Raw genomic sequence first — 22,446 nt, 5'->3', positions numbered from 1 at the left:
AACAAGTGGCCAGCGTAGCCGCTGCTCAGTCGCTGGGCAATCCAAGGCTGAGCAGGCGCGCGATCAACTTGGACTCAAGCTGATTGAGGTGCGGCAGGTTCAGTTGATGCCGCGCCGCGACTTTACAGGCATGGCCCAGCAGGTAACTGATTTCGGTGCGGCGCCGGTTGCTGACGTCCTGGTACATCGAGGAGTAGTTGGCAGCGGTCGCGTGGATCACCCGTTCAACCTCCTGTTGCAGGTTTTCGGCAGCTGCTGGCTGGCCGCACCGCTCAAGCAGCTCGATGAGTTCGCCGCACAGGGTGGCGACCTCACAACGGTGCTCCTGCAACCCGCCGTTGCGACAATCGTGCAGCACTGTCAACGGATTGATCGCGCAGTTGAGTGCCAGTTTGCGCCACAACCGGGTGAGAATCTCGGTGCTCCACTCATGGGGAATGCCCGCGGCGTCGAGGTCGTCCAGCCAGATCGGGGCGACGGGATGGCCGGCATCTCCCAGCCAGGTAAACCCGTGCCCGGCAAAGACTACACGCCAGTCACCGTCGCGAAAGGCGCCTTCCGTGCTTGACGCATAAATGCAGCGCGCCTGCGGGACTTGCGCCGCCACGGCGTCCTGGCTGCCCAGGCCGTTCTGCAGCAGGATCAGTTCGGCGCCAGGCGCCAGTCGGGGTGCCAGCTGTGCCACGGCCAGTTCCGCATCGTAGGCCTTGCAGGCGACCAGTAGTCGATTAATCGGCGCTAGGCTGTCGGCCGTTTCGGCGCTTACCGGGTATAGCTGTGCCTGGCCATGTTCCACCAGGGTCAAGCCGCCTGCCGCCTCGTACGCCCGTAGCCGGGCTGAGTCACGCAGTATCAGGCGCACCGGCACTGCGGCCCGAGCCAGGCGAGTGGCCCACAACGTGCCGAGGCTACCGGCGCCTAGTACATGCCAGGTGGTGGACATCAGCTTTTTGCTCTGTTTAAGGCGCGCATGGGTGGCTCGCAGTGAATGATCGGAAAGACCCGTTATAATCAGCGCGGATTTTAACCGCAAGCCAGGCGTGCTCCATCTAGATCGAGCGCGCCCTATTTATTGGAGAGATTACATGCCGTCGTTCGACGTGGTATCCGAACTGGACAAACACGAAGTCACCAACGCGGTCGAGAACGCCGTCAAGGAGCTCGATCGTCGCTATGACCTGAAAGGCAAAGGCAGCTTCGAGTTCAAGGAAAAGGACCTGACCGTCAACCTGACCGCTGAAGCGGATTTCCAGCTCGAAGCGATGATTGAGATCCTCAAGCTGGCCCTGGTCAAGCGCAAGATCGATGTGCAGTGCCTTGAGGTCAAGGATGCGTTTGCATCGGGCAAGCTGATGAAGCAGGAAGCTGTGCTCAAGGAAGGCATCGACAAGGAGCTGGCGAAGAAAATCGTCGCTCACGTCAAGGACGCCAAGCTGAAGGTGCAGGCCGCCATCCAGGGTGAGCAGGTGCGCATCACCGGCAAGAAGCGTGACGACCTGCAGGAAGCCATTGCAGTGCTGCGCGCCAAGGAATTCGGCATGCCGCTGCAGTTCAACAACTTCCGCGACTGACGTGCAAGGCGGGAACCTCCAGGCGTTTTCGGCGTCCGAGGCCCAAGCAACGGCAGAAACGATCGATCCGCACAGGATTTGGTCTTTCTGCCGCTTTATTTTTCGCGTGCCGGGTAGCCGGAAAAATGCAGGAGAAAGCAGATGGACTTAAATGCTGAAGTAGACAACCTGGTCAAGGTGTCCCAGTCCTGGATCCCGATGATCATGGAATATGGCAGCCGTGTGCTGCTGGCAGTGATTACCCTGGCGATCGGCTGGTGGTTGATCAACAAGGTCACGCACAAGCTCGGTGGCCTGATAGCCCTGCGTAACGCTGATCTTGCGCTGCAAGGCTTTATCAGCAGCCTGGCGAACATCATTCTGAAGATCCTGCTGGTCGTCAGCGTGGCGTCGATGATTGGTGTGGAAACCACTTCGTTCGTGGCGGCGATCGGTGCGGCTGGCCTGGCCATTGGCCTGGCGTTGCAGGGCAGCCTGGCGAACTTCGCTGGCGGCGTGCTGATCCTGCTTTTCCGTCCGTTCCGTATCGGTGACTGGATCGAAGCCCAAGGCGTAGCGGGTACCGTCGACAGCATCCAGATCTTCCACACCGTGCTGCGCACCGGCGATAACAAGACCATCATCGTGCCTAACGGCAATCTGTCGAACGGCATCATCACCAACACCAACCGTCAACCGACCCGCAAGGTGGTGTTTGATGTGGGTGTCGATTACGAAGCGGATTTGCAAAAGGCTCGTGAAGTCTTGCTGGAACTGGCCAAGGATCCGCGCGTGTTGGACGACCCGGCACCGCAAGCAGTCATTTCGACCCTGGGTGACAGTTCAATCACCGTTTCCCTGCGTGTCTGGGTGAAAACAGCGGATTACTGGGATGTGATGTTCATGTTTAACGAACAGTCCCGTGACCGATTGAAAACGGCGGGTATTGACATTCCATTTCCACAGCGTGTAGTTCGTGTGGTTCAGGAAGCGGCCGTACAGTAAGCCTGTTTTGTTAATGGATACATAAACCCGAGAGATTAATAGTCTCTCGGGTTTTTTTGTGACTATTGATCAGTTCATTGAAAAAAGTATTAACGTTATGCGCGGAAGTTGCTTGCTGTAGTGTTTGACATATGGCAGGCATAAAAAAACCGCCCACCTGAAAAGGTGGGCGGTTCTTGATCTACGCAGTTGCCTACTTACACCCTGATTACAGGATGCTCAGTGGGTACTCGATGATCAGGCGGGTGTCGTAGACGTCAGACGAGTAGCCGCTGTACGCGCCGTTCGAGCGGTAGTTGGCGAAACGTGCACGGAACGACAGGTCTTTTGCTGGACCTTCCTGTACGACGTACTTGGACTCCAGGTTCCACTCGTTTTCCTTACCTTCACCCAGACCGTTGGTCTTGATGTTGTCACCCATTACGTAACGGGTCATGAAGCTCAGGCCAGGAACGCCGTATTGCGCCATGTTCAGGTCGTAGCGAGCTTGGTAGGATTTCTCCTCGCGGCCCACGAAGTCGGAGATCTGAATGGAGTTGGATACGAAGATGGTGCTGTTGCCGTCAACGCCGTAGTAGTAAGCGTTGTCGCCGCTCGACTGCTGGTAGGCCAGGGTGAATTTGTGAGCGCCCAGGCTATAGGCAGCTGCCAGGGACCACAGGTTGTTGTCCACACCCAGGGTGCCGTCGCCGATTGCGTCAACCAGGTCGCCACGCTTGTCGCCCTTGGTTTTGTAACCGTTCAGGTCGAAGTTCAGCGACTGTTCGTCGTTGATCGGCACGGTCAGGTTCATGTTGACGTAGTACTTCTTGAAGTACTCTTCAGCATCCGACGCAGCCACGGCAGCGGTGAAGTTATCGGTGAAGGCGTAGCTGGCACCGAAGATGTTGATGCCGTCGCTCAGGCCCTTGGAGTGGAAACCGTCTTCATCTGGCAGGCCGCCGATGCTGTCACGGGCCATACCGGTTTGCTTGCTCAGCGCGGTGAAGCGACCAGCGCTTACTTCCAGGCCTTTGATTTCCTTGGAAGTGATCAGGGTACCGGTAGCCACTTCCGGCAGCATACGGCTGTCGTCAGTCGCGAACACTGGGCTGGCAACGAACTGCTGGCCGTATTTCAGGACGGTGTCGGACAGGCGCAGTTTCACTGCACCGCCCAGCTTGCCCTGGGATTTTTCCGGGTTGCCGTCGCTGTCGTTAGCGAACAGGCCGTTACCACGCTTGCCTGAACCGCCGTCCAGTTTCACTGCGCCCATGGCCATGGCGTCGAGGCCGAAACCAACAGTACCTTGAGTGAAGCCCGACTCGTAAGTGAGCAACTGGCTCAGACCGGAGTCCTGACGATAGCCGGCGGTGCCGCTCGATGGGTTGCTCGCGCCGTTCTTGTAGTCGCGGTTCATGTACTCAAAACGGGTTTTGAGTTTCAGGCTTTGGTCGCCGAAGAAACCCTTGGACTCGTCCTGGGACGACGCCACTGCGAACTGCGAGGTACCAGCTGCAACAGCCAGTGCGATCATGCTCCACTTCATCACGCGCATCGTGATTTGCTCCTTTGGTTTTTAGAAGAGTACTGCCGCTCCACCTGTTTTATTATCTGGGCGGCTCTTTCTTTTTGTGTCGGCGCAAACTTATATCACGCCGACAATGTTGGCGATACTTGCGCATCTATCCTTTCAGCTTCTTTACGACCCTGTCGTAAACGGCTAGCTAGATGTCGCAAATTTACAGCCCCGATGCAACCGGACTGACAACTTTAATGCTGTTTTTCTGGACTGGCGCATCGATAAAAAGAGTCCCTGGTGAAACGTTTGAATCTCCATCGGGCTACCCTGCCACTGTTTTTTTTTGGTCTTGAGGCTGGCCGCTTCCCGCGGTGCCTTATAGACGATGTGGGTATCAATGCAACAAGCGTGCACAAATCAGAACTCCATCGATGTTTTTTTCTGTCTGGTTGCTTGAAGCGGTAAAAACCTCATAAAACCGGGGGGCTCATGCTGCTTTATTTCAGGCTTGACGCAGGGGTGGGCATCGTGTTTGACCTCCATGTCTGGCCGCGTGACATGCAAAAGCGTTACCGGTTCACCCCGCCAGTGAGTAAATGGCGGATATGCGAAGCACTTAGCGTAGACGTACTGTGCGGTTTTGGTGCAAAAAATTTCAATGACTGTACTGAATTCAAACAGTCGGAGTTTTTAGGTGGTGTGGGCGGGTCGTAGCGTTCTGGTCATTTCCGCGTTTTTTGCAGCCCATTAGTTCTATATTGGTGCTTTTTCGCAGGAAATGTCTCATCTCGGGGCGCGCATGTACCATTTTTGGATCCTCGAACAGCGTGGGCGGTGGTTCGCTGCAAAGCTGGCAAGGTATCCTGCCGTCCAGTGGCTTGGCGTACGATCTCTCTGGATGGGCGCTAAGCTGAATAATGATGACCTGGCGGGAGTATGTGCAGTGTTCGCTTTAGATCCACGACTTCAACAAGACACACTACCGATTGGCGATTTCCCGCTTTGTCGGTTGCTGCTGTCCAATGATTCGAACTATCCCTGGTTCATCCTCGTGCCACGCAGGGACGATATCAGCGAGATATTTCAGTTAAGTGTCGCCGATCAGCAGCAGCTGTGGCAGGAAACGACCTCGTTGGCAGAATTGCTCAAGGACTCGTTTGATGCCGACAAGCTGAACGTCGCTGCCCTGGGCAACGTGGTCAGTCAGTTGCACATGCATGTGATCGTGCGCAAGCATGAAGACGCGGCCTGGCCGGCACCTATCTGGGGCAAGCACCCGGCCAAACCTTACAGTGCAGAGCAGGTCGAGGCGATTCGCGAACGGCTGCGTCTGGTGTTGACCGATGATTTCAAGTTTGAGGAGGGTTGAATCATGAGCCTCGAAGAGCGCGTCACCGACCTTGAAAGCCGCCTGGCGTTTCAGGATGACACCATCCAGGCATTGAATGATGTCCTGGTGGCGCAGCAGCGGGTTGTCGAGCGCCTGCAGCTGCAAATGGCCGCGCTCCTCAAGCGGCAAGAGGAAATGGTCGGCCAGTTCGAGTCTTTCGAAGAAGAAGCGCCACCGCCGCATTATTAAGTAGTAGCGCTGGAAGAAACGCAGGCATAAAAAAACCGCGAACTCGTTCGCGGTTTTTTTGTTGCCGTTGATCAGCGTCGCGGCAGGGCGGCGATGACGTCTTCGGCTTGCAGGCCTTTGTCACGATTCATGACGGAGAACTCGACGCGCTGGCCTTCGACCAGAACGCGATGGCCTTCACCGCGAATGGCCCGGAAGTGCACGAAAATATCATCGCCGGAGTCGCGGGAAATAAAGCCGAAGCCTTTGGATGTATTGAACCACTTGACGGTACCGGTATCGCGGTTGCTCATGTCATAGCTAGGCGAAGCGGCGGCCGGTGACGATTTGTAGAAGCTGATGGCCAGGTGCAGGGCAACAGCGATCAGGGCTGCAACCAGGCTGAACAGCACGGCAGGCTGACCGGCAATGACCGAAATCTCTGCGATCAGCGTCAGGGTTTGCAGGACGACAGCCAACACCAGCAGGGCGCTGACCAGATTCTGCAATTGATGGCGCGGGCCTTTGTTCCAGTAAGGGATAACTGGAGCAAGTGTCAGGTTGAGCAGGCCGAAAAAGGCCAGGTACAGCGCCTCGGGTTGTTGCAGGTAAGGCAGGGCTTCGGATCGCAGGCTAGGGAAGAAGGACAGCAGCAAGGCCGCTGCGCCTATCAGCAGGTGGACGATTTTCAACATTTTGATTAACTCACGTTAAGACAGCTCACAAGGAAGAGCTGATGGCGCACGGTTCGCTTCGGAATAAATAAGAGGCGTTGGACACGTGCCCGGTATCAGCCTATGCGTAGCACCCGAAAAAATAGGCACTGACGACACGCGGTCTATTTAACAGCAAAGCTGCAGGCTACTCAAATCAAGGAGTCCAGCGGTGCATCGCAGCCCTTGCTGTCGCCCGCCGAGGCTTGCGGGCTGCAGCCTGGCGACAGGCTTGCTAGAGTGGTCCTGCACCTGTTGGATGAACTTCATCACCTTTAGGGGAAAAACATGGCAATCGATATCGGTATCAGTGAAGAGGATCGCAAGTCCATCGTCGACGGACTTTCTCGTCTGCTGTCGGACACCTATGTGCTTTACCTGAAAACCCATAACTTCCATTGGAACGTCACCGGCCCGATGTTTCGCACCCTGCATTTGATGTTCGAGGAGCAATATAACGAGTTGGCCTTGGCGGTCGATTCGATTGCCGAGCGAATTCGCGCGCTCGGGTTCCCGGCCCCGGGCGCCTATTCCGTTTATGCGCGCTTGTCTTCCATCAAGGAGGAAGAGGGTGTGCCGGCTGCCGAAGACATGATCAGGCAACTGGTGGCGGGGCAGGAGGCTGTCACGCGCACCGCCCGAGGGATCTTCCCGTTGCTCGAAAAAGTCAGCGACGAGCCTACGGCTGACCTGCTGACCCAACGCATGCAGGTCCACGAGAAAACCGCGTGGATGCTGCGCGCACTCTTGGATCAATGATGCACTGGCGCGTGGATGGCATTGTTGTTCGCGCGCTCCTTTTCGTCAGAATGGCGCCCAGTTGCTTGAGCGAATCTTCGCTCGTTGCTGTAGGAAAAGTGCCTGACTAGGACGCACTCCCTCATCCGCCTTCCGTTGTTGGCTTATCCTACGCGGATGGTCATAAAGTCATCTGGCTATAACTTTGCCCTGGCGTTTTTATAAGCACTCACGTTGCTCTTATAGAAACCGCAAATGGCAAAGGAGTGTCAGCGATATGGAATATGAAGGCAGGAGAGCTGAGGGCCGGGGCGGGCAGACCAAGGATATAACGGTCGATCCATTTGTCAGTGAGTTCGATATGGGGTTGGCCCGGCCGTTGTCCCGATCGGTGCGATTGAATGGCTTTGCCACCTGTTTGCGGCTTGAGCAGGTGTATTGGGATATTTTAGCCGACATGGCCAGGGTCAATAGCTGTTCGGTCAGCGCGTTGCTGTCCCATGTCGATCGCCAAGTGCATTTGCGTCATGGCGGGGTGAGAAATTTCAGCGGGCTGGTGCGGGTGGTCTGTGTTGTCCACAGTCGCAAGGAGGGGCGTTGCCCGGTTCTGGCTTGAACCTGATGTATCAAAGGGCAGCGTGTCGATCTGTGCAGTCTTACGGCTGCACAGGCTGCATTTAATGGATATAATCCCGCTCTTTGCCGCAAAACCCAGCGTGCGCGGTAGCAATCTGATCGCCGAGACAACCCCCATGCCGATGTACGATTACCAATGTGCTTCCTGTGGTCATCAGTTGGAAGCCATTCAAAAGATCAGCGATGCACCGTTGGTCGACTGCCCTGCGTGCCAGGCGCCAGAGCTTAAGAAGATGCTGTCCATGCCAGGCTTCCGCCTCAGCGGCACAGGCTGGTACGAGACCGATTTCAAGACCGGTTCCAAGAAGAACCTGGCCGGCGGCGACAAAGCTGACTAGGTTTCAGGACCTGAGTTGAACCACACGCGCGAGCTCTTGCGTCATCCGCCAGCGGATCGGCGCAGGAGCTCCAAACGAATGTCGAATTACGAGAAGTGAAACCACTACCATGATGCGCAGCCATTATTGCGGCCAACTGAACGAAAGCCTGGACGGCCAGGAAATTACCCTTTGCGGATGGGTCCACCGTCGCCGTGACCACGGTGGGGTGATTTTCCTCGATATCCGTGATCGTGATGGTCTGGCCCAGGTGGTGTTCGATCCGGACCGCGCTGAAACCTTCGCCGCCGCCGATCGCGTGCGCAGCGAGTACGTCGTGAAGATCACCGGCAAGGTTCGCCTGCGTCCGGCCGGTGCCACCAACGCCAACATGGCGTCGGGCATGATCGAAGTCCTGGGCTATGAGCTGGAAGTGCTGAACGAGTCGGAAACCCCGCCGTTCCCGCTGAACGAGTTTTCCGACGTCGGCGAAGAAACCCGCCTGCGCTATCGCTTCCTGGATCTGCGTCGTCCTGAAATGGCCGAGAAGCTGCGCTTGCGTTCGCGCATGACCACCAGTATCCGTCGCTTCCTGGACGAGAACGGTTTCCTCGACGTCGAAACGCCGATCCTGACCCGCGCCACTCCTGAAGGCGCACGTGATTACCTGGTGCCAAGCCGTACCCACGCCGGTTCGTTCTTTGCCCTGCCGCAATCGCCACAGCTGTTCAAGCAGCTGCTGATGGTGGCTGGCTTCGATCGCTACTACCAGATCGCCAAGTGCTTCCGTGACGAAGACCTGCGTGCCGACCGTCAGCCGGAATTCACCCAGATCGACATCGAGACCAGTTTCCTCGATGAAAAAGAGATCATGGGCCTGACCGAACAAATGATCCGCAACCTGTTCAAGGAAGTGCTGGGTCTGGAATTCGGCGAGTTCCCGCACATGACGTTCGAAGAAGCCATGCGCCGCTACGGTTCCGACAAGCCAGACCTGCGTAACCCGCTGGAACTGGTGGACGTTGCCGACCAGCTCAAGGAAGTCGATTTCAAGGTGTTCAGCGGCCCGGCCAACGACCCTAAATGCCGCATCGCCGCTCTGCGCGTTCCAGGCGGGGCAAGCATGCCGCGCAAGCAGATCGACGACTACACCAAGTTTGTCGGTATCTACGGTGCCAAGGGCCTGGCGTACATCAAGGTCAACGAGCGCGCCAAAGGCGTCGAAGGCCTGCAATCGCCAATCGTGAAGAACATTCCCGAAGCCAACCTCAACGTGATCCTCGATCGCGTTGGTGCGGTCGATGGCGATATCGTGTTCTTCGGTGCCGATAAAGCCAAGATCGTCAGCGAAGCCCTGGGTGCCCTGCGTATCAAGCTCGGCCACGACCTGGAACTGCTGACCTGCAAGTGGGCGCCAATGTGGGTCGTCGACTTCCCGATGTTCGAAGAGAACGACGACGGCAGCTTCACCGCGTTGCACCACCCGTTCACCGCGCCGAAGTGCACCCCGGCAGAGCTGGAAGCCAACCCGGCTGGCGCCCTGTCCCGTGCCTACGACATGGTATTGAACGGTACCGAGCTCGGTGGCGGTTCGATCCGTATTCACCGCAAAGAGATGCAGCAGTCGGTCTTCCGTCTGCTGGGTATCAATGAAGCGGAACAGGAAGAGAAATTCGGCTTCCTGCTCGACGCCCTGAAGTACGGCGCGCCGCCGCACGGTGGCCTGGCCTTCGGCCTGGACCGCCTGGTGATGTTGATGACCGGTGCCCAGTCGATCCGTGAAGTGATCGCCTTCCCGAAAACCCAGAGCGCGGCGGACGTCATGACTCAGGCGCCGGGTCAGGTCGATGCCAAGGCATTGCGTGAACTGCACATTCGTCTGCGCGAAACGCCCAAGGCAGAGTAAGGTTCACCTGAAGGGCGCATCTGCGGATGCGCCCTTTCTGCATATGTAGAGCAATCCAAGATTTTTGTTTGCCGGCCGAAGCGATGCAGCGGGGCGGGCAATGTGTCAAAGAGAATTCGGAGCGAGTTATGGCAGGTCATTCCAAGTGGGCGAACATCAAGCACCGCAAAGAACGTCAGGATGCCAAGAGAGGCAAGATCTTCACCAAGTGGATTCGTGAGCTGACCGTCGCGGCCCGTCAGGGTGGTGGCGATCCGGGCTCCAACCCGCGCCTGCGCCTGGCGCTGGACAAGGCCCTTGGTGCGAACATGAGCCGCGACATCATTGATCGCGCCATTGCTCGTGGCGCTGGCGCGACCGAAGCCGACAACGTCGAAGAACTGACTTACGAAGGTTACGGTCCCGGCGGCGTGGCGGTGATGGTCGAATGCATGACGGACAACCGCAACCGGACCGCGGCGGCTGTTCGCCATGCGTTCAGCAAGTGCGGCGGCAACCTCGGCACTGACGGTTCTGTGGCCTATCTTTTCGAACGCAAGGGGCAAATCAGCTTTGCGCCAGGCGTCGATGAAGATGCCTTGACCGAAGCTGCGCTGGAAGCCGATGCCGATGACGTGGTCAGCAACGAAGACGGCTCTATCGATGTGTTCACCTCGTTCACCGGATTCTATGCGGTGCGCAACGCGCTGGAAGCGGCCGGATTCAAAGGTGATGACGCAGAAATCGTCATGTTGCCGACCACCAGTGCCGAACTGGATCTGGAAGGCGCAGAAAAAATCCTCAAGCTGATCGATATGCTCGAGGACCTGGATGACGTGCAGAACGTCTACTCCAATGCGGACATCCCGGAGTCGGTCGCCGCACAGCTCGGTTAACGGCGACTGCGATCCAGTGTGGGAGCGAGCCTGCTCGCGAAAGCGACTTCAAATTCAGCAACCATGCTGCCTGAAAGTCCGCATTCGCGAGCAGGCTCGCTCCCACATTTGTTCTGCGCAGTCTTTAATGGCGTGCTTTTACTTAACTCACAGGCGTTATGACTTTAATTCTTGGTATCGACCCCGGTTCGCGCATTACCGGTTATGGTGTGGTGCGCGATACCGGTCGTGGCTGTGAGTACGTGGCTTCCGGTTGCATCCGCACCGGCGCCGGCGAGTTGCACGAGCGCCTGCAGATCGTTTATCGCGGTGTACGGGAAATCATTCAGACCTACGGTCCGGTGACCATGGGCATCGAAAAGGTGTTCATGGCCCGCAACGCCGACTCCGCCCTGAAGCTGGGGCAGGCGCGTGGCGCGGCCATCGTGGCCGGCGCAGAAGAAAACCTGGAAATTGCCGAATACACGGCCACCCAGGTCAAGCAGGCTGTGGTCGGTACCGGCGCAGCCAACAAAGAGCAGGTGCAGATGATGGTCATGCACATGCTGAAGCTGACCAGTAAACCGCAAATCGACGCCTCCGACGCATTGGCCATTGCCATTTGCCATGCGCACACCCGCTCCAGCCTGTTGCCCCATGGCCTGGGCGCGGCACGCAGTCGTGGCGGGCGCTTGCGTCTCTGATAGCATCAGCAATCATTTTTCTGGAATGAGGGGCATGCGCCTGGGTTGTCGGCGCAAAACCCTTGTTCTGTCAGCCGCTGGCCCAGGGCTGGTCAACGCTCAAGGATCTGTAACGTGATTGGACGCTTGCGCGGCACACTGGCTGAAAAACAGCCGCCGCACCTGATTCTGGATGTAAACGGCCTGGGGTATGAGCTGGAAGTGCCCATGACCACGCTTTATCGCCTGCCGTCGGTCGGTGAGCCGCTGACGCTGCACACCCATCTGGTCGTGCGCGAAGACGCGCAGTTACTCTATGGCTTCGTCGGCAAGCGTGAGCGAGACTTTTTCCGCGAGTTGATCCGTCTCAATGGTGTAGGGCCGAAACTGGCCCTGGCCTTGATGTCGAGCCTGGAAGTCGACGAACTGGTGCGTTGCGTGCAGTCCCAGGATACCTCGGCGCTGACCAAGGTGCCGGGCGTGGGCAAGAAAACCGCCGAGCGCCTGCTGGTGGAGCTCAAGGATCGCTTCAAGGCCTGGGAAACCGTACCAGCCATGTTTGCCCTGGTGCCTAACCAGCCGGATGCCCCTGCGCCGGTCAATACCGCCGAAAACGACGCGGTCAGTGCGCTGATCTCCCTCGGTTACAAGCCGCAGGAAGCCAGCAAGGCGATTTCCGCCATCAAGGAGAAAGGCTTGAGCAGCGAAGACCTGATTCGTCGTGCCCTGAAGGGAATGATCTAAGTGATTGAAGCTGATCGTCTGATCGCTGCCACGGGTGCCCCCCGTGATCGCGAGGAAGTCCAGGACCGCGCGATACGTCCCGTCAGCCTGGCCGAATACATCGGCCAGCCGACCGTTCGCGAGCAAATGGAACTGTTCATCCAGGCCGCCCGAGGGCGTAGCGAGTCCCTTGACCACACCTTGATCTTCGGTCCGCCGGGCCTGGGCAAGACTACCCTGGCCAATATCATCGCCCAGGAAATGGGCGTGTCGATCAAGAGCACGTCGGGGCCGGTCCTCGAGCGTCCAGGCGACCTGGCAGCGTTGCTGACCAACCTTGAGCCACACGATGTGTTGTTCATCGATGAAATCCATCGTTTGTCGCCGATTGTCGAGGAGGTGCTGTACCCGGCGATGGAGGATTTCCAGCTCGATATCATGATCGGCGAGGGGCCTGCCGCGCGGTCGATCAAGCTTGATTTGCCGCCGTTCACGCTGGTCGGTGCGACCACGCGGGCGGGGATGCTGACCAACCCGCTGCGTGACCGTTTCGGCATCGTCCAGCGCCTGGAGTTCTACAGCAACGCCGACCTGTCGACGATTGTCAGCCGTTCGGCGAACATCCTTGGCTTGCCACTGGATCCGGAAGGCGCTTTTGAAATCGCGCGGCGTGCCCGCGGTACCCCGCGGATCGCCAACCGCTTGCTGCGCCGGGTGCGTGACTTCGCAGAAGTTCGTGCCAAGGGCCATATCACCAAGCCAATCGCCGACCTGGCCCTGAACCTGCTGGATGTCGACGAGCGTGGCTTCGATCACCAGGACCGGCGCCTGTTGCTGACCATGATCGAGAAGTTCGATGGCGGGCCGGTCGGGGTGGACAGCCTGGCCGCAGCCATCAGCGAAGAGCGCCACACCATTGAAGATGTGCTGGAGCCCTACCTGATCCAGCAGGGCTACATCATGCGTACCCCGCGGGGCAGGGTAGTGACGCGACATGCGTATCTGCACTTCGGCTTAAACATTCCGTCACGATTGGGCGAGATGCCCGTGGTAGACGAGTTTCCTGATGCCGTGGACGATTAATTAACATTGCGAGCTGATTTTTTCGGGCATTGTGTGGTCCCAGGACCGTACTTTTGCGCGAAAGCCGCAGAACATTGAAAAACAGTTGCCTGGCCGGATTGGCAACCCGAGGAGTAAGCACTAGAGTATGCGCGCGCAAAACGGGCTTGAGCCTTTCGCACATCGTTGTCGCGTTTATTACGAGGACACCGATGCGGGCGGCATCGTGTATTACGTCAATTACCTCAAGTTTATGGAACGGGCTCGAACCGAGCGACTGCGAGAGCTGGGCTTTGCCCAATCTTCGCTTGCCGGGGAGGACCTGTTGTTCGTCGTGCATTCCAGCGAAGCGCGCTATCACGCGCCGGCGCGACTGGACGACGAGCTGCTGGTAAGCGCTGAAGTAGTCGAATTGAACCGTGCCAGCCTGCGCTTCAAGCAGCAGGTCAGACGGGCCACCGATGATGTATTGCTCTGTGAAGGGCAGTTTCTGGTGGCCTGTGTGCGCACTGAAAGTTTAAAACCCCGGGCCATTCCCGAAGCTCTACGAGTGGCCTTTGCCGCCGTGAGCGGCGCGGGTACACACTCAAAGCAGGAGATAAAGCGTGGAAGCTAACGTCGTCGACCATTCCTCCATGTGGAGCCTGGTCAGCAATGCCAGTATCGTGGTGCAACTGGTAATGCTGACCCTGGTAGCCGCATCGGTGACCTCATGGATCATGATCTTTCAGCGCAGCAACCTGCTGCGTGCCGGTCGACGCGCCCTGGAGAGCTTCGAAGAGCGCTTCTGGTCGGGTATCGACCTGTCCAAACTCTACCGCCAGGCGGGTAGCAACCCGGACCCGGATTCCGGCGTCGAACAAATCTTCCGTGCTGGCTTCAAGGAATTCTCCCGTTTGCGCCAGCAGCCAGGCGTTGACCCGGAAGCGGTCATGGAAGGCGTGGCCCGTGCCATGCGCGTTGCCATTTCCCGCGAAGAAGAAAAGCTCGAGCAGAGCCTGCCGTTCCTCGCCACCGTCGGTTCCGTGAGCCCGTATATCGGTCTGTTCGGTACCGTCTGGGGCATCATGAACTCCTTCCGTGGCCTGGCGACTGCCCAGCAAGCCACCCTGGCCACCGTGGCGCCGGGTATCGCCGAAGCCCTGATCGCCACTGCGATCGGTCTGTTCGCCGCCATTCCAGCCGTTATCGCTTACAACCGTTTTGCTGCCCGCAGCGAAACCTTGCTGGGCCGTTACTACACCTTCGCCGACGAATTCCAGGCGATCCTGCACCGCAAAGTGCACACCAGCGAAGAATAAGCAGGTAATTCCCAATGGCTTTAATCGCTCGAGCTCGCAAAAAGCGCAAGCCGGTCGCCGAGATGAACGTGGTGCCCTACATCGACGTGATGTTGGTGCTGCTGGTCATCTTCATGGTGACCGCGCCAATGCTCAATCAGGGCGTGAAAGTTGATCTGCCCAAGGTTTCCAGCGAAGCCTTGCCGCAGGACAACAACACCCAGGTCCTGACCATTTCGATCAAGGCTGACAAGACCTACTACTGGAACCTTGGCAGCGAAGTCGATACAGAGAAGCAACAAGACCGCGCCATGACCCTGCCGCAGATGACTGACGCGGTGACCAAGATCATTCGCGTGGGCAACGAAGGCGGCAAGCGTACCCAGGTCTTCATTCGTGGCGACAAGAGCGTCGACTACGGGTCTGTCATGGGCGCGATGGGCGGGTTGCAGAAAGCCGGCGTCGGTAATGTTGGCTTGATTACCGAGGCGCCCTGATGCAGCAACAGCGAGAGCCGTCCGCCTCGGAAAGCTACTTCTGGCCTAGTGTCTGGGCGATTGGCTTGCACGTGCTGGTGTTCGGCATGCTGTTTGTCAGTTTTGCCTTCACTCCGGAGTTGCCGCCGGCCAAGCCGATTGTCCAGGCGACCCTGTACCAGTTGAAATCGAAAAGTCAGGCAACCACCCAGACCAATCAGAAGATTGCGGGTGAGGCGAAGAAATCCGCCGCGCGCCAGACCGAAGTCGAGCAGTTGGAGCAGAAGAAGGTCGAACAGGAAGCGGTGAAGGCTGCGGAACAAAAGAAAGAAGAAGCGGCTCAAAAGGCCGAGGAAGCCAAGAAGGCCGACGAGTCGAAGAAAGCTGAAGAGGCGAAGAAGGCTGACGAGGCCAAGAAGGCCGACGAAGCCAAGAAAGCCGATGAAGCGAAGAAGACCGCCGAAGCCAAGAAGGCAGAAGAGAAACAATTGGCTGATATAGCCAAGAAGAAAGCGGAAGAAGAAGCCAAGAAGGCTGCTGAAGAAGAGGCCAAGAAAGCGGCCGCTGAAGAAGCGAAGAAAAAGGTCGTCGAAGACGCGAAGAAGAAAGCCGCTGAAGACGCCAAGAAGAAAGCTGAAGCTGAAGAGGCGAAGAAGAAAGTCGCCGAAGAAGCGAAGAAGAAAGCTGCTGCCGATGCTGCGAAGAAGAAAGCGCAGGATGCGGCGCGTAAATCCGCCGAAGACAAGAAGGCCCAGGCCTTGGCAGATTTGCTTTCCGACACGCCTCAGCGTCAGCAGGCCTTGGCGGATGAGCAGGGCGACGAAGTCGCCGGCAGCTTCGATGATCTGATTCGATTGCGTGCAGCGGAAGGCTGGGCTCGTCCACCTTCGGCCCGCAAAGGCATGACGGTTCAGTTGCAAATCGGCATGTTGCCGGACGGTACGGTGACTTCGGTCAAGGTGCTCAAGTCCAGTGGCGACGGTCCGTTTGACGCTTCAGCCGTAGCGGCAGTGAAGAATATTGGACGTTTGACAGAAATGCAGGGAATGAAGCCGAGCGATTTTGCTCCGTATCGTTCATTCAAGATGACATTCACACCTGAGGATCTAGCCCCGTGAGAAACCTCCTTCGAGGAATGCTCGTCGTGATCTGCTGCATGGCAGGGATCGCGATGGCAGATGAGAAAAACATTCTGGTCACCAGCGGCAGCGATCGGGCTACTCCGATTGCAGTCGTGCCGTTCGGCAACCAGGGCGGCAGCGTGCTGCCGGACGACATGGCGGAAATCATCGGTAACGACCTGCGCAACTCGGGTTACTACTCGCCGATTCCAAAACAGAACATGATCAGCCAGCCAAGCCAGGCGAGCGAAATCATCTTCCGTGACTTCAAGGCGCTGGGCGCCCAGTACGTCATGGTCGGCAGCATTGCGCCAGCGGGCGGTCGCCTGCAGGTTCAATACGCCTTGTTCAACGTCGCCACCGAGCAACAAGTGCTCACCGGCAGCGTGTCGGGCAGCGTCGATCAGTTGCGCGACATGTCCCACTACATCGCCGACCAGTCGTTCGAAAAACTCACCGGCATCAAGGGTGCGTTCTCGACTCGCCTGCTGTACGTGACGGCCGAGCGCTTCTCCGAAAAGAACACCCGTTACACGCTGCAGCGTTCGGACTATGACGGTGCCCGTGCCGTGACCCTGCTGCAATCGCGTGAGCCGATCCTGTCGCCGCGTTTCGCTCCCGATGGCAAGCGTATCGCCTACGTCTCGTTCGAGCAGAAGCGTCCGCGCATTTTCATGCAGAACATCGACACCGGTCGCCGTGAGCAGATCACCAACTTCGAAGGCCTGAACGGCGCGCCAGCCTGGTCGCCGGATGGCAATCGCCTGGCATTCGTATTGTCCAAGGACGGTAACCCGGACATCTACGTGATGAACCTGGGCTCGCGCCAGATCAGTCGCGTTACCAACGGCCAGGGCATCAACACCGAACCGTTCTGGGGCAAGGATGGTTCGACCATCTACTTCACCTCTGACCGTGGCGGCAAACCGCAGATCTACAAGACCAGCGTGGGTGGCGGTGGTGCCGAGCGCGTGACTTTCGTCGGTAACTACAACGCCAACCCTAAGCTGTCGGCTGATGAAAAGACCTTGGTGATGATCCATCGTCAGGAAGGTTTCACCAATTTCAAGGTGGCGGCCCAGGATTTGCAACGCGGTAGCGTAAAAATCCTCACTGATAGCACTCTGGACGAGTCGCCCACTGTCGCGCCCAACGGCACCATGGTAATCTACGCCACCCGCCAGCAGGGCCGGGGAGTCTTGATGCTCGTGTCTATCAATGGACGCGTAAGGCTCCCGCTTCCTACCGCTCAAGGCGAAGTCAGAGAACCTTCCTGGTCCCCTTACCTGAACTGACGCGGCGCTATACGTTGTACTTAACACACTGGGGTTCATTAGGAGTTTCACGATGGAAATGCTGAAGTTTGGTAAATTTGCTGCGCTGGCACTGGCCATGGCTGTAGCTGTAGGTTGCTCGTCCAAAGGCGGCGACAATGCCGGTGAAGGCGCGGTAGATCCAAACGCTGGTTACGGCGCAAACACTGGTGCAGTTGACGGCTCCCTGAGCGAAGAAGCTGCACTGCGCGCTATCACCACTTTCTACTTCGAATACGACAGTTCGGACCTGAAGCCAGAAGCCATGCGCGCTCTGGACGTTCACGCCAAAGACCTGAAAGCAAACGGCGCTCGCGTTGTTCTGGAAGGCAACACCGACGAACGTGGTACTCGTGAGTACAACATGGCACTGGGCGAGCGTCGTGCGAAAGCCGTTCAGCGCTACCTGGTACTGCAAGGTGTTTCCCCAGCTCAGCTGGAACTGGTTTCCTACGGCGAAGAGCGTCCAGTTGCTACCGGCAACGACGAGCAGTCCTGGGCTCAAAACCGTCGCGTCGAACTGCGTAAGTAATTCGTCATGCGAACGTGCCGTCGTGCTGTAACTGTCCTGGCTCTCAGTCTCGCGCCGCTTGCGGCGTGGGCTGCGGTTCCTGTGGTCGAAAACGATTCCGGCTATAACAATAGCGGGACCAGTTATCCGCCTGCAGGTTACGGTACGAACGGCGCCTATGCCGGGGGAGGGGTTTCGGCCCCTGTCTCGGCACAGGGCGAGCTGTTCAACCAACTGCAATCAATGCAGCAACAGATCGAGCGCCAGCAAGGTGCGATCGAGGTTCTGCAAAATGATGTAGCGCGCATGAAGCAGGAAAGCCTGGAGCGATACCAGGATCTTGATCGGCGCATAGGAACCGGCGTTGCACCAGCCGCGACTCCTGAGAATTCTTCCACCGGTGGCGATTTGAATGCCCCTGGTGCAGCAGCTGGCGCAGCTGCAGGTGCGGGAGCGGCTGCCGCTCAAGCACCCGCCGCGGGTAGCGAGCCGGCAGATCCGGCGAAGGAAAAGCTCTATTACGACGCTGCCTTCGACCTGATCAAGGCCAAGGACTTCGACAAGGCCAGCCAGGCTTTTGCCGCTTTCCTGCGCAAGTACCCGAACAGCCAGTACGCAGGCAATGCCCAGTACTGGTTGGGCGAAGTGAACCTGGCCAAAGGCGATCTGCAAGGTGCGGGTCAGGCATTTGCCAAGGTTTCGCAGCTGTACCCCAAGCACGCCAAAGTGCCTGACTCGCTGTACAAGCTCGCTGATGTAGAACGCCGCCTGGGTCATCCCGACAAGGTAAAAGGCATTTTGCAACAAGTTGTGTCGCAGTACCCGGGCACTTCCGCCGCTCAGCTGGCCCAGCGTGACTTGCAAAAAATGTAATGGCTGCTTGACCCGTTTCGAAGAAACCCGCGCTTGTCGCGGGTTTTTTCGTTAGAATTCACGCCCATTTTCTGAAACACGCTTTTTGGGGCCTGCGCATTGCCGGGGTTCCTTGAAGTGCCTGACGGAGGCGGACAGCCTGTTTAGCTGTTACGCCCGTGGCGACTATGCAAGACACATTGAGAATTACCGAAGTTTTCTACTCGTTGCAGGGGGAAACGCGGACTGCTGGCCTGCCCACTGTTTTTGTGCGCCTGACCGGTTGCCCTCTGCGTTGCCAGTACTGCGACAGCGCCTACGCATTCACGGGTGGGACCCTTCGCACCCTTGACGATATCCTCGAGCAGGTAGCCGGCTTTCGGCCGCGTTACGTCTGTGTCACAGGTGGCGAGCCCCTGGCCCAGCCCAATGCCATTCCATTGCTCAAGCGCTTGTGCGATGCCGGTTACGAAGTGTCACTGGAAACCAGTGGCTCCATTGATATCTCGGCGGTAGATTCCCGGGTCAGTCGCGTTGTCGACCTGAAAACCCCGGGTTCGAAGGAAGCGCACCGCAATCGCTATGAAAACATCGAGCTGCTGACGCCCAACGATCAGGTGAAGTTTGTCATCTGCTCGCGTGAAGACTATGACTGGTCCGTGTCCAAGCTGATCCAGTACGGTCTGGACCAGCGTGCCGGTGAAGTCCTGTTCTCGCCAAGCCACCACGATCTCAATGCGCGAGACCTGGCGGACTGGGTGGTGGCGGACAACCTGCCAGTGCGTCTGCAATTGCAGCTGCACAAATATCTTTGGAATGACGAGCCGGGGCGCTGAAATGACTGAACCACTCAACACTGCCGAAAAACGCGCGGTCATCCTGTTGTCCGGTGGCCTGGACTCGGCAACCGTCGTGGCCATGGCGCGTGCCGAAGGCTATAGCTGCTACACCATGAGCTTCGACTACGGCCAGCGCTCTCACGCCGAACTGTACGCCGCCGAACGCGTTGCCCGCGACCTGGGTGTGGTCGAGCACAAGGTCATCGGCCTTAACCTGAACGGAATGGGCGGCTCGGCGCTGACCGACACCAGCATCGATATCCCGGAAGAGTTGGGCGAGGGCATTCCGGTGACTTACGTGCCTGCGCGTAACACGGTATTCCTGTCCCTGGCGTTGGGCTGGGCGGAAGTGCTCGGTGCGCGGGATATCTTCATCGGCGTCAACGCGGTGGATTACTCCGGTTACCCGGATTGCCGTCCCGAGTTCATCGAATCGTTCGAGCGCATGGCCAATCTGGCGACCAAGGCAGGCGTGGAAGGCAATGGCTTCCGGATTCAGGCGCCGCTGCAAAACCTCAGCAAGGCACAGATCGTCCAGGCAGGTGTGAAGCTTGGCGTGAACTACGGCCTGACCGTTTCCTGCTACCAGGCCGACGATAACGGCCGTGCCTGCGGCAAGTGCGACAGCTGCCGACTGCGCGCAGAAGGCTTTGCGGCAGCCGGAATCAGCGACCCAACACCTTATTTTTGAATTATTTTAAAATAGGTGTTGAATAGTCCTTAAAAATCAGTATTATACGCGCCACCACACAGCGGGTCGTTAGCTCAGTTGGTAGAGCAGTTGGCTTTTAACCAATTGGTCGTAGGTTCGAATCCCACACGACCCACCATTTTTGGCGGTTTAGAAAATCCGGAAGGCCCACGCAAGTGAGGATTTCCGGGTTTTTTTTTGCCTGCGATTTAACGCTCGCCTGTTCCTTTGCTGCACTGCAGGGCGCAGGTCAGAATCATCTTTTGCATCCTGCCGATATTCTGTAGCCTTGCGCAGCTTCAACGCTGTCCGTGCCTGATCAATACTCACTTTCCCGGCGGTACCCTGTTGGGTCCGGAGCCGGGTGTATACTCGACTTTCGCGCGAATGCGCCTGCAGGTCTTGCGAACATGACGCAGATTTCCGAACGCCTTCTGGTTCAAGCCCACCTCGACGCCAAGCAGCCCAAGCCGCTGACCGCCGATGAGGAAGCTTATTATCGTGCCGCCATCGCTGCCGAGCTCAAGGCTCAGGACGCGGTGCTGGTGGCGCACTTCTATTGCGATCCGGTGATTCAGGCCCTGGCCGAAGAGACCGGAGGCTGTGTTTCCGACTCGCTGGAGATGGCCCGCTTCGGCAACGCCCACCCGGCCAAGACGGTGGTGGTCGCCGGTGTGAAGTTCATGGGCGAGACAGCCAAGATCCTCAACCCCGAAAAACGCATCCTGATGCCGACCCTGGAAGCGACTTGCTCGCTGGACCTTGGTTGCCCCGTCGATGAGTTTTCCGCGTTCTGTGACCAGCACCCGGAGCGTACGGTGGTGGTCTACGCCAATACCTCGGCGGCGGTCAAAGCCCGCGCGGACTGGGTGGTGACTTCAAGCTGCGCGCTGGAAATCGTCGAAAGCCTGATGGATAACGGTGAAACCATCATCTGGGGGCCGGACAAGCACCTGGGTACTTACATCCAGCGTCAGACCGGTGCCGACATGCTGCTATGGGACGGTGCCTGCATCGTTCACGAAGAATTCAAGTCCAAGCAGCTCGAAGACATGAAGGCGCTGTATCCGGATGCAGCGATCCTGGTACACCCGGAGTCGCCGACCTCGGTGATCGAGCTGGCGGATGCCGTCGGGTCTACCAGCCAGTTGATCGCGGCGGCACAGAGCCTGCCCAACAAGACCCTGATCGTCGCTACCGATCGCGGTATCTTCTACAAGATGCAGCAGCTGTGCCCGGACAAGGTCTTTATCGAAGCGCCAACGGCCGGTAACGGCGCGGCATGCCGCAGTTGCGCGCATTGCCCCTGGATGGCGATGAATACCCTTGAGCGCACGCTCAAGAGCTTGAAGGAAGGGACGAACGAGATCTTTGTTGATCCGGCGTTGATTCCGCAGGCGATTCGGCCGCTCAAGCGCATGCTGGACTTTACCCAGGCGGCGCGGATGAAGCTGGCCGGCAACGCCTGAGGTCTCTCATTCAGTAAAAAAAACTTGTGGGAGCGAGCCTGCTCGCGAAGACGGTGTAACAGTCAAAGTTGATAGTGACTGACACACCGCTTTCGCGAGCAGGCTCGCTCCCACAGTGGTTTTCGTATGGCTGAATTATTTGTTCTTCTTCGGGACCCGCACCAGCTGGGTGTTGGAATACATGTCATGCCAGCTGCGCTTCTGCTTGTCGAACAGCGACCAGAAGAACCCCAGGCCTACGCACAGCAACGACGCGATCGCCACTACAAAGCGCAACAGCGCCTGCCACAGGCTGATGGATGAGCCATCGGCATTCTGTACCCGTACGCACCACACCTGCATCCCCAGGGTCTGGCCTGAATAGGTCCAGAACTTGGCGAAGAAGCCGAACAGCACGAACAGCAGCACTGTTGAAAGCAGTGGATCGCCGTCCAGCGCGCCAGCTTCGGTCAGGGTGCGCATTTTCTCTTCGCCGATGATCGCCATCTGGATCATCTTGTAGACGCCGCTGGTGACGATCAGCAGGGCGGTGCACAGCAGGAAATCATAGAACATTGCTGCCAGGCGACGACCCAGGCCGACGGCGGGAAAGTCGCCCTGGGGTTTGAGCAGGTGTTTCGACATGGCAGCCTCTGGGCGCAAAAGAAG

Annotated in this window: 26 protein-coding genes and 1 tRNA gene; 23 read left to right on the top strand and 4 right to left on the bottom strand. The window is 58.0% G+C overall.

Annotated features, from left to right (window positions below; translation table 11 throughout):
- Positions 1 to 25 precede the first annotated feature (25 nt).
- Complete coding sequence (locus tag AC1Q8Q_RS06065; protein ID WP_492614887.1) at positions 26 to 943, bottom strand: putative 2-dehydropantoate 2-reductase; 918 nt, start codon at positions 941 to 943, stop codon at positions 26 to 28.
- A gap of 142 nt (positions 944 to 1,085) precedes the next feature.
- On the opposite strand from AC1Q8Q_RS06065, the gene AC1Q8Q_RS06060 reads away from it, so the two are divergent.
- Positions 1,086 to 1,571 carry a YajQ family cyclic di-GMP-binding protein gene (locus AC1Q8Q_RS06060; RefSeq protein ID WP_007977344.1) on the top strand — a complete coding sequence of 162 codons (486 nt, stop codon included), beginning with the start codon at positions 1,086 to 1,088 and terminating at the stop codon, positions 1,569 to 1,571.
- A gap of 141 nt (positions 1,572 to 1,712) precedes the next feature.
- A complete protein-coding gene (locus AC1Q8Q_RS06055; protein ID WP_168758854.1) occupies positions 1,713 to 2,555 on the top strand; it encodes a mechanosensitive ion channel family protein in 843 nt (280 codons plus the stop codon).
- Between the two features lie 208 nt (positions 2,556 to 2,763).
- On the opposite strand, the gene AC1Q8Q_RS06050 is transcribed toward AC1Q8Q_RS06055, so the two are convergent.
- A complete protein-coding gene (locus tag AC1Q8Q_RS06050) occupies positions 2,764 to 4,092 on the bottom strand; it encodes an OprD family porin (protein ID WP_168758853.1) in 1,329 nt (442 codons plus the stop codon).
- A gap of 907 nt (positions 4,093 to 4,999) precedes the next feature.
- Between AC1Q8Q_RS06050 and AC1Q8Q_RS06045 the strand changes: the two genes are divergently transcribed.
- Positions 5,000 to 5,425 (top strand): HIT domain-containing protein, encoded by a 426-nt coding sequence (locus AC1Q8Q_RS06045; RefSeq protein ID WP_020798466.1) that lies wholly within the window; start codon positions 5,000 to 5,002, stop codon positions 5,423 to 5,425.
- A 3-nt stretch (positions 5,426 to 5,428) separates the two neighbouring features.
- The gene (locus tag AC1Q8Q_RS06040; protein WP_007977339.1) at positions 5,429 to 5,635 is read left to right on the top strand and encodes a SlyX family protein; all 207 of its coding nucleotides are present in this window, start codon (positions 5,429 to 5,431) and stop codon (positions 5,633 to 5,635) included.
- A gap of 71 nt (positions 5,636 to 5,706) precedes the next feature.
- Here the strand turns inward: AC1Q8Q_RS06040 and AC1Q8Q_RS06035 are convergent, their stop codons facing one another.
- Complete coding sequence (locus AC1Q8Q_RS06035; RefSeq protein WP_020798465.1) at positions 5,707 to 6,309, bottom strand: cold-shock protein; 603 nt, start codon at positions 6,307 to 6,309, stop codon at positions 5,707 to 5,709.
- Positions 6,310 to 6,615: 306 nt separating this feature from the next.
- Here AC1Q8Q_RS06035 and AC1Q8Q_RS06030 point away from each other — a divergent pair, with 306 nt between their 5' ends.
- From AC1Q8Q_RS06030 to nadA, 19 genes are all read left to right on the top strand, one after another.
- Positions 6,616 to 7,086, top strand: coding sequence for a Dps family protein (locus tag AC1Q8Q_RS06030; protein ID WP_020798464.1), 471 nt, complete (start codon positions 6,616 to 6,618; stop codon positions 7,084 to 7,086).
- Positions 7,087 to 7,342: 256 nt separating this feature from the next.
- A complete protein-coding gene (locus tag AC1Q8Q_RS06025; protein ID WP_020798463.1) occupies positions 7,343 to 7,681 on the top strand; it encodes a ribbon-helix-helix domain-containing protein in 339 nt (112 codons plus the stop codon).
- Positions 7,682 to 7,817: 136 nt separating this feature from the next.
- On the top strand, positions 7,818 to 8,039 hold the full coding sequence (locus tag AC1Q8Q_RS06020) for an FmdB family zinc ribbon protein (protein WP_007977333.1): 222 nt from the start codon (positions 7,818 to 7,820) through the stop codon (positions 8,037 to 8,039).
- A gap of 109 nt (positions 8,040 to 8,148) precedes the next feature.
- Positions 8,149 to 9,924, top strand: a complete 1,776-nt coding sequence (aspS, locus tag AC1Q8Q_RS06015) for an aspartate--tRNA ligase (protein ID WP_020798462.1) — start codon at positions 8,149 to 8,151, stop codon at positions 9,922 to 9,924.
- A gap of 128 nt (positions 9,925 to 10,052) precedes the next feature.
- Positions 10,053 to 10,799 (top strand): YebC/PmpR family DNA-binding transcriptional regulator, encoded by a 747-nt coding sequence (locus tag AC1Q8Q_RS06010; protein WP_020798461.1) that lies wholly within the window; start codon positions 10,053 to 10,055, stop codon positions 10,797 to 10,799.
- A 158-nt stretch (positions 10,800 to 10,957) separates the two neighbouring features.
- Positions 10,958 to 11,482, top strand: coding sequence for a crossover junction endodeoxyribonuclease RuvC (ruvC, locus tag AC1Q8Q_RS06005; protein ID WP_020798460.1), 525 nt, complete (start codon positions 10,958 to 10,960; stop codon positions 11,480 to 11,482).
- 114 nt (positions 11,483 to 11,596) lie between these two features.
- Entirely contained in the window at positions 11,597 to 12,205 is a 609-nt protein-coding gene (ruvA, locus tag AC1Q8Q_RS06000; RefSeq protein WP_020798459.1) for a Holliday junction branch migration protein RuvA, read from the top strand.
- Positions 12,206 to 13,267, top strand: a complete 1,062-nt coding sequence (gene ruvB, locus AC1Q8Q_RS05995; protein WP_020798458.1) for a Holliday junction branch migration DNA helicase RuvB — start codon at positions 12,206 to 12,208, stop codon at positions 13,265 to 13,267.
- A 127-nt stretch (positions 13,268 to 13,394) separates the two neighbouring features.
- On the top strand, positions 13,395 to 13,862 hold the full coding sequence (ybgC, locus tag AC1Q8Q_RS05990; protein WP_492614886.1) for a tol-pal system-associated acyl-CoA thioesterase: 468 nt from the start codon (positions 13,395 to 13,397) through the stop codon (positions 13,860 to 13,862).
- The gene (gene tolQ, locus AC1Q8Q_RS05985) at positions 13,852 to 14,547 is read left to right on the top strand and encodes a protein TolQ (protein ID WP_007995636.1); all 696 of its coding nucleotides are present in this window, start codon (positions 13,852 to 13,854) and stop codon (positions 14,545 to 14,547) included. The genes ybgC and tolQ overlap by 11 nt, the downstream gene beginning before the upstream one ends.
- A gap of 23 nt (positions 14,548 to 14,570) precedes the next feature.
- Positions 14,571 to 15,023, top strand: a complete 453-nt coding sequence (gene tolR / locus AC1Q8Q_RS05980; protein ID WP_162276380.1) for a protein TolR — start codon at positions 14,571 to 14,573, stop codon at positions 15,021 to 15,023.
- Positions 15,023 to 16,120, top strand: coding sequence for a cell envelope integrity protein TolA (gene tolA, locus AC1Q8Q_RS05975; RefSeq protein WP_020798455.1), 1,098 nt, complete (start codon positions 15,023 to 15,025; stop codon positions 16,118 to 16,120). Before tolR ends, tolA begins: the two co-directional genes overlap by 1 nt.
- A gap of 17 nt (positions 16,121 to 16,137) precedes the next feature.
- On the top strand, positions 16,138 to 17,418 hold the full coding sequence (tolB, locus tag AC1Q8Q_RS05970) for a Tol-Pal system beta propeller repeat protein TolB (RefSeq protein WP_173667181.1): 1,281 nt from the start codon (positions 16,138 to 16,140) through the stop codon (positions 17,416 to 17,418).
- A 52-nt stretch (positions 17,419 to 17,470) separates the two neighbouring features.
- On the top strand, positions 17,471 to 17,968 hold the full coding sequence (gene pal / locus AC1Q8Q_RS05965; RefSeq protein ID WP_003178634.1) for a peptidoglycan-associated lipoprotein Pal: 498 nt from the start codon (positions 17,471 to 17,473) through the stop codon (positions 17,966 to 17,968).
- Between the two features lie 6 nt (positions 17,969 to 17,974).
- Entirely contained in the window at positions 17,975 to 18,820 is an 846-nt protein-coding gene (gene ybgF / locus AC1Q8Q_RS05960) for a tol-pal system protein YbgF (RefSeq protein ID WP_033040435.1), read from the top strand.
- A 167-nt stretch (positions 18,821 to 18,987) separates the two neighbouring features.
- Positions 18,988 to 19,635 (top strand): 7-carboxy-7-deazaguanine synthase QueE, encoded by a 648-nt coding sequence (gene queE / locus AC1Q8Q_RS05955; protein ID WP_020798452.1) that lies wholly within the window; start codon positions 18,988 to 18,990, stop codon positions 19,633 to 19,635.
- A gap of 1 nt (position 19,636) precedes the next feature.
- Positions 19,637 to 20,329 (top strand): 7-cyano-7-deazaguanine synthase QueC, encoded by a 693-nt coding sequence (queC, locus tag AC1Q8Q_RS05950; protein WP_020798451.1) that lies wholly within the window; start codon positions 19,637 to 19,639, stop codon positions 20,327 to 20,329.
- Between the two features lie 63 nt (positions 20,330 to 20,392).
- Positions 20,393 to 20,468: transfer RNA gene (locus AC1Q8Q_RS05945), tRNA-Lys, on the top strand.
- 271 nt (positions 20,469 to 20,739) lie between these two features.
- Positions 20,740 to 21,798, top strand: coding sequence for a quinolinate synthase NadA (gene nadA / locus AC1Q8Q_RS05940; protein WP_008054654.1), 1,059 nt, complete (start codon positions 20,740 to 20,742; stop codon positions 21,796 to 21,798).
- 135 nt (positions 21,799 to 21,933) lie between these two features.
- Here the strand turns inward: nadA and AC1Q8Q_RS05935 are convergent, their stop codons facing one another.
- Entirely contained in the window at positions 21,934 to 22,422 is a 489-nt protein-coding gene (locus AC1Q8Q_RS05935; RefSeq protein ID WP_020798450.1) for an RDD family protein, read from the bottom strand.
- Positions 22,423 to 22,446 lie beyond the last annotated feature (24 nt).

This window comes from Pseudomonas sp. GW823-FHT06B06 (assembly GCF_058795195.1).
The sequence above is the reverse complement of the archived record's forward strand: the minus strand, read 5'-3'. Positions and strand labels throughout refer to the sequence as shown.

Coding starts and splice junctions, on each gene's coding strand:
- AC1Q8Q_RS06065 (WP_492614887.1), bottom strand. CDS start 943: ATGTCCACCACCTGGCATGTACTAGGCGCCGGTAGCCTCGGCACGTTG.
- AC1Q8Q_RS06060 (WP_007977344.1), top strand. CDS start 1,086: ATGCCGTCGTTCGACGTGGTATCCGAACTGGACAAACACGAAGTCACC.
- AC1Q8Q_RS06055 (WP_168758854.1), top strand. CDS start 1,713: ATGGACTTAAATGCTGAAGTAGACAACCTGGTCAAGGTGTCCCAGTCC.
- AC1Q8Q_RS06050 (WP_168758853.1), bottom strand. CDS start 4,092: ATGCGCGTGATGAAGTGGAGCATGATCGCACTGGCTGTTGCAGCTGGT.
- AC1Q8Q_RS06040 (WP_007977339.1), top strand. CDS start 5,429: ATGAGCCTCGAAGAGCGCGTCACCGACCTTGAAAGCCGCCTGGCGTTT.
- AC1Q8Q_RS06035 (WP_020798465.1), bottom strand. CDS start 6,309: ATGTTGAAAATCGTCCACCTGCTGATAGGCGCAGCGGCCTTGCTGCTG.
- AC1Q8Q_RS06030 (WP_020798464.1), top strand. CDS start 6,616: ATGGCAATCGATATCGGTATCAGTGAAGAGGATCGCAAGTCCATCGTC.
- AC1Q8Q_RS06025 (WP_020798463.1), top strand. CDS start 7,343: ATGGAATATGAAGGCAGGAGAGCTGAGGGCCGGGGCGGGCAGACCAAG.
- AC1Q8Q_RS06020 (WP_007977333.1), top strand. CDS start 7,818: ATGCCGATGTACGATTACCAATGTGCTTCCTGTGGTCATCAGTTGGAA.
- aspS (WP_020798462.1), top strand. CDS start 8,149: ATGATGCGCAGCCATTATTGCGGCCAACTGAACGAAAGCCTGGACGGC.
- AC1Q8Q_RS06010 (WP_020798461.1), top strand. CDS start 10,053: ATGGCAGGTCATTCCAAGTGGGCGAACATCAAGCACCGCAAAGAACGT.
- ruvC (WP_020798460.1), top strand. CDS start 10,958: ATGACTTTAATTCTTGGTATCGACCCCGGTTCGCGCATTACCGGTTAT.
- ybgC (WP_492614886.1), top strand. CDS start 13,395: ATGCGCGCGCAAAACGGGCTTGAGCCTTTCGCACATCGTTGTCGCGTT.
- tolA (WP_020798455.1), top strand. CDS start 15,023: ATGCAGCAACAGCGAGAGCCGTCCGCCTCGGAAAGCTACTTCTGGCCT.
- tolB (WP_173667181.1), top strand. CDS start 16,138: ATGCTCGTCGTGATCTGCTGCATGGCAGGGATCGCGATGGCAGATGAG.
- pal (WP_003178634.1), top strand. CDS start 17,471: ATGGAAATGCTGAAGTTTGGTAAATTTGCTGCGCTGGCACTGGCCATG.
- ybgF (WP_033040435.1), top strand. CDS start 17,975: ATGCGAACGTGCCGTCGTGCTGTAACTGTCCTGGCTCTCAGTCTCGCG.
- queE (WP_020798452.1), top strand. CDS start 18,988: ATGCAAGACACATTGAGAATTACCGAAGTTTTCTACTCGTTGCAGGGG.
- queC (WP_020798451.1), top strand. CDS start 19,637: ATGACTGAACCACTCAACACTGCCGAAAAACGCGCGGTCATCCTGTTG.
- nadA (WP_008054654.1), top strand. CDS start 20,740: ATGACGCAGATTTCCGAACGCCTTCTGGTTCAAGCCCACCTCGACGCC.
- AC1Q8Q_RS05935 (WP_020798450.1), bottom strand. CDS start 22,422: ATGTCGAAACACCTGCTCAAACCCCAGGGCGACTTTCCCGCCGTCGGC.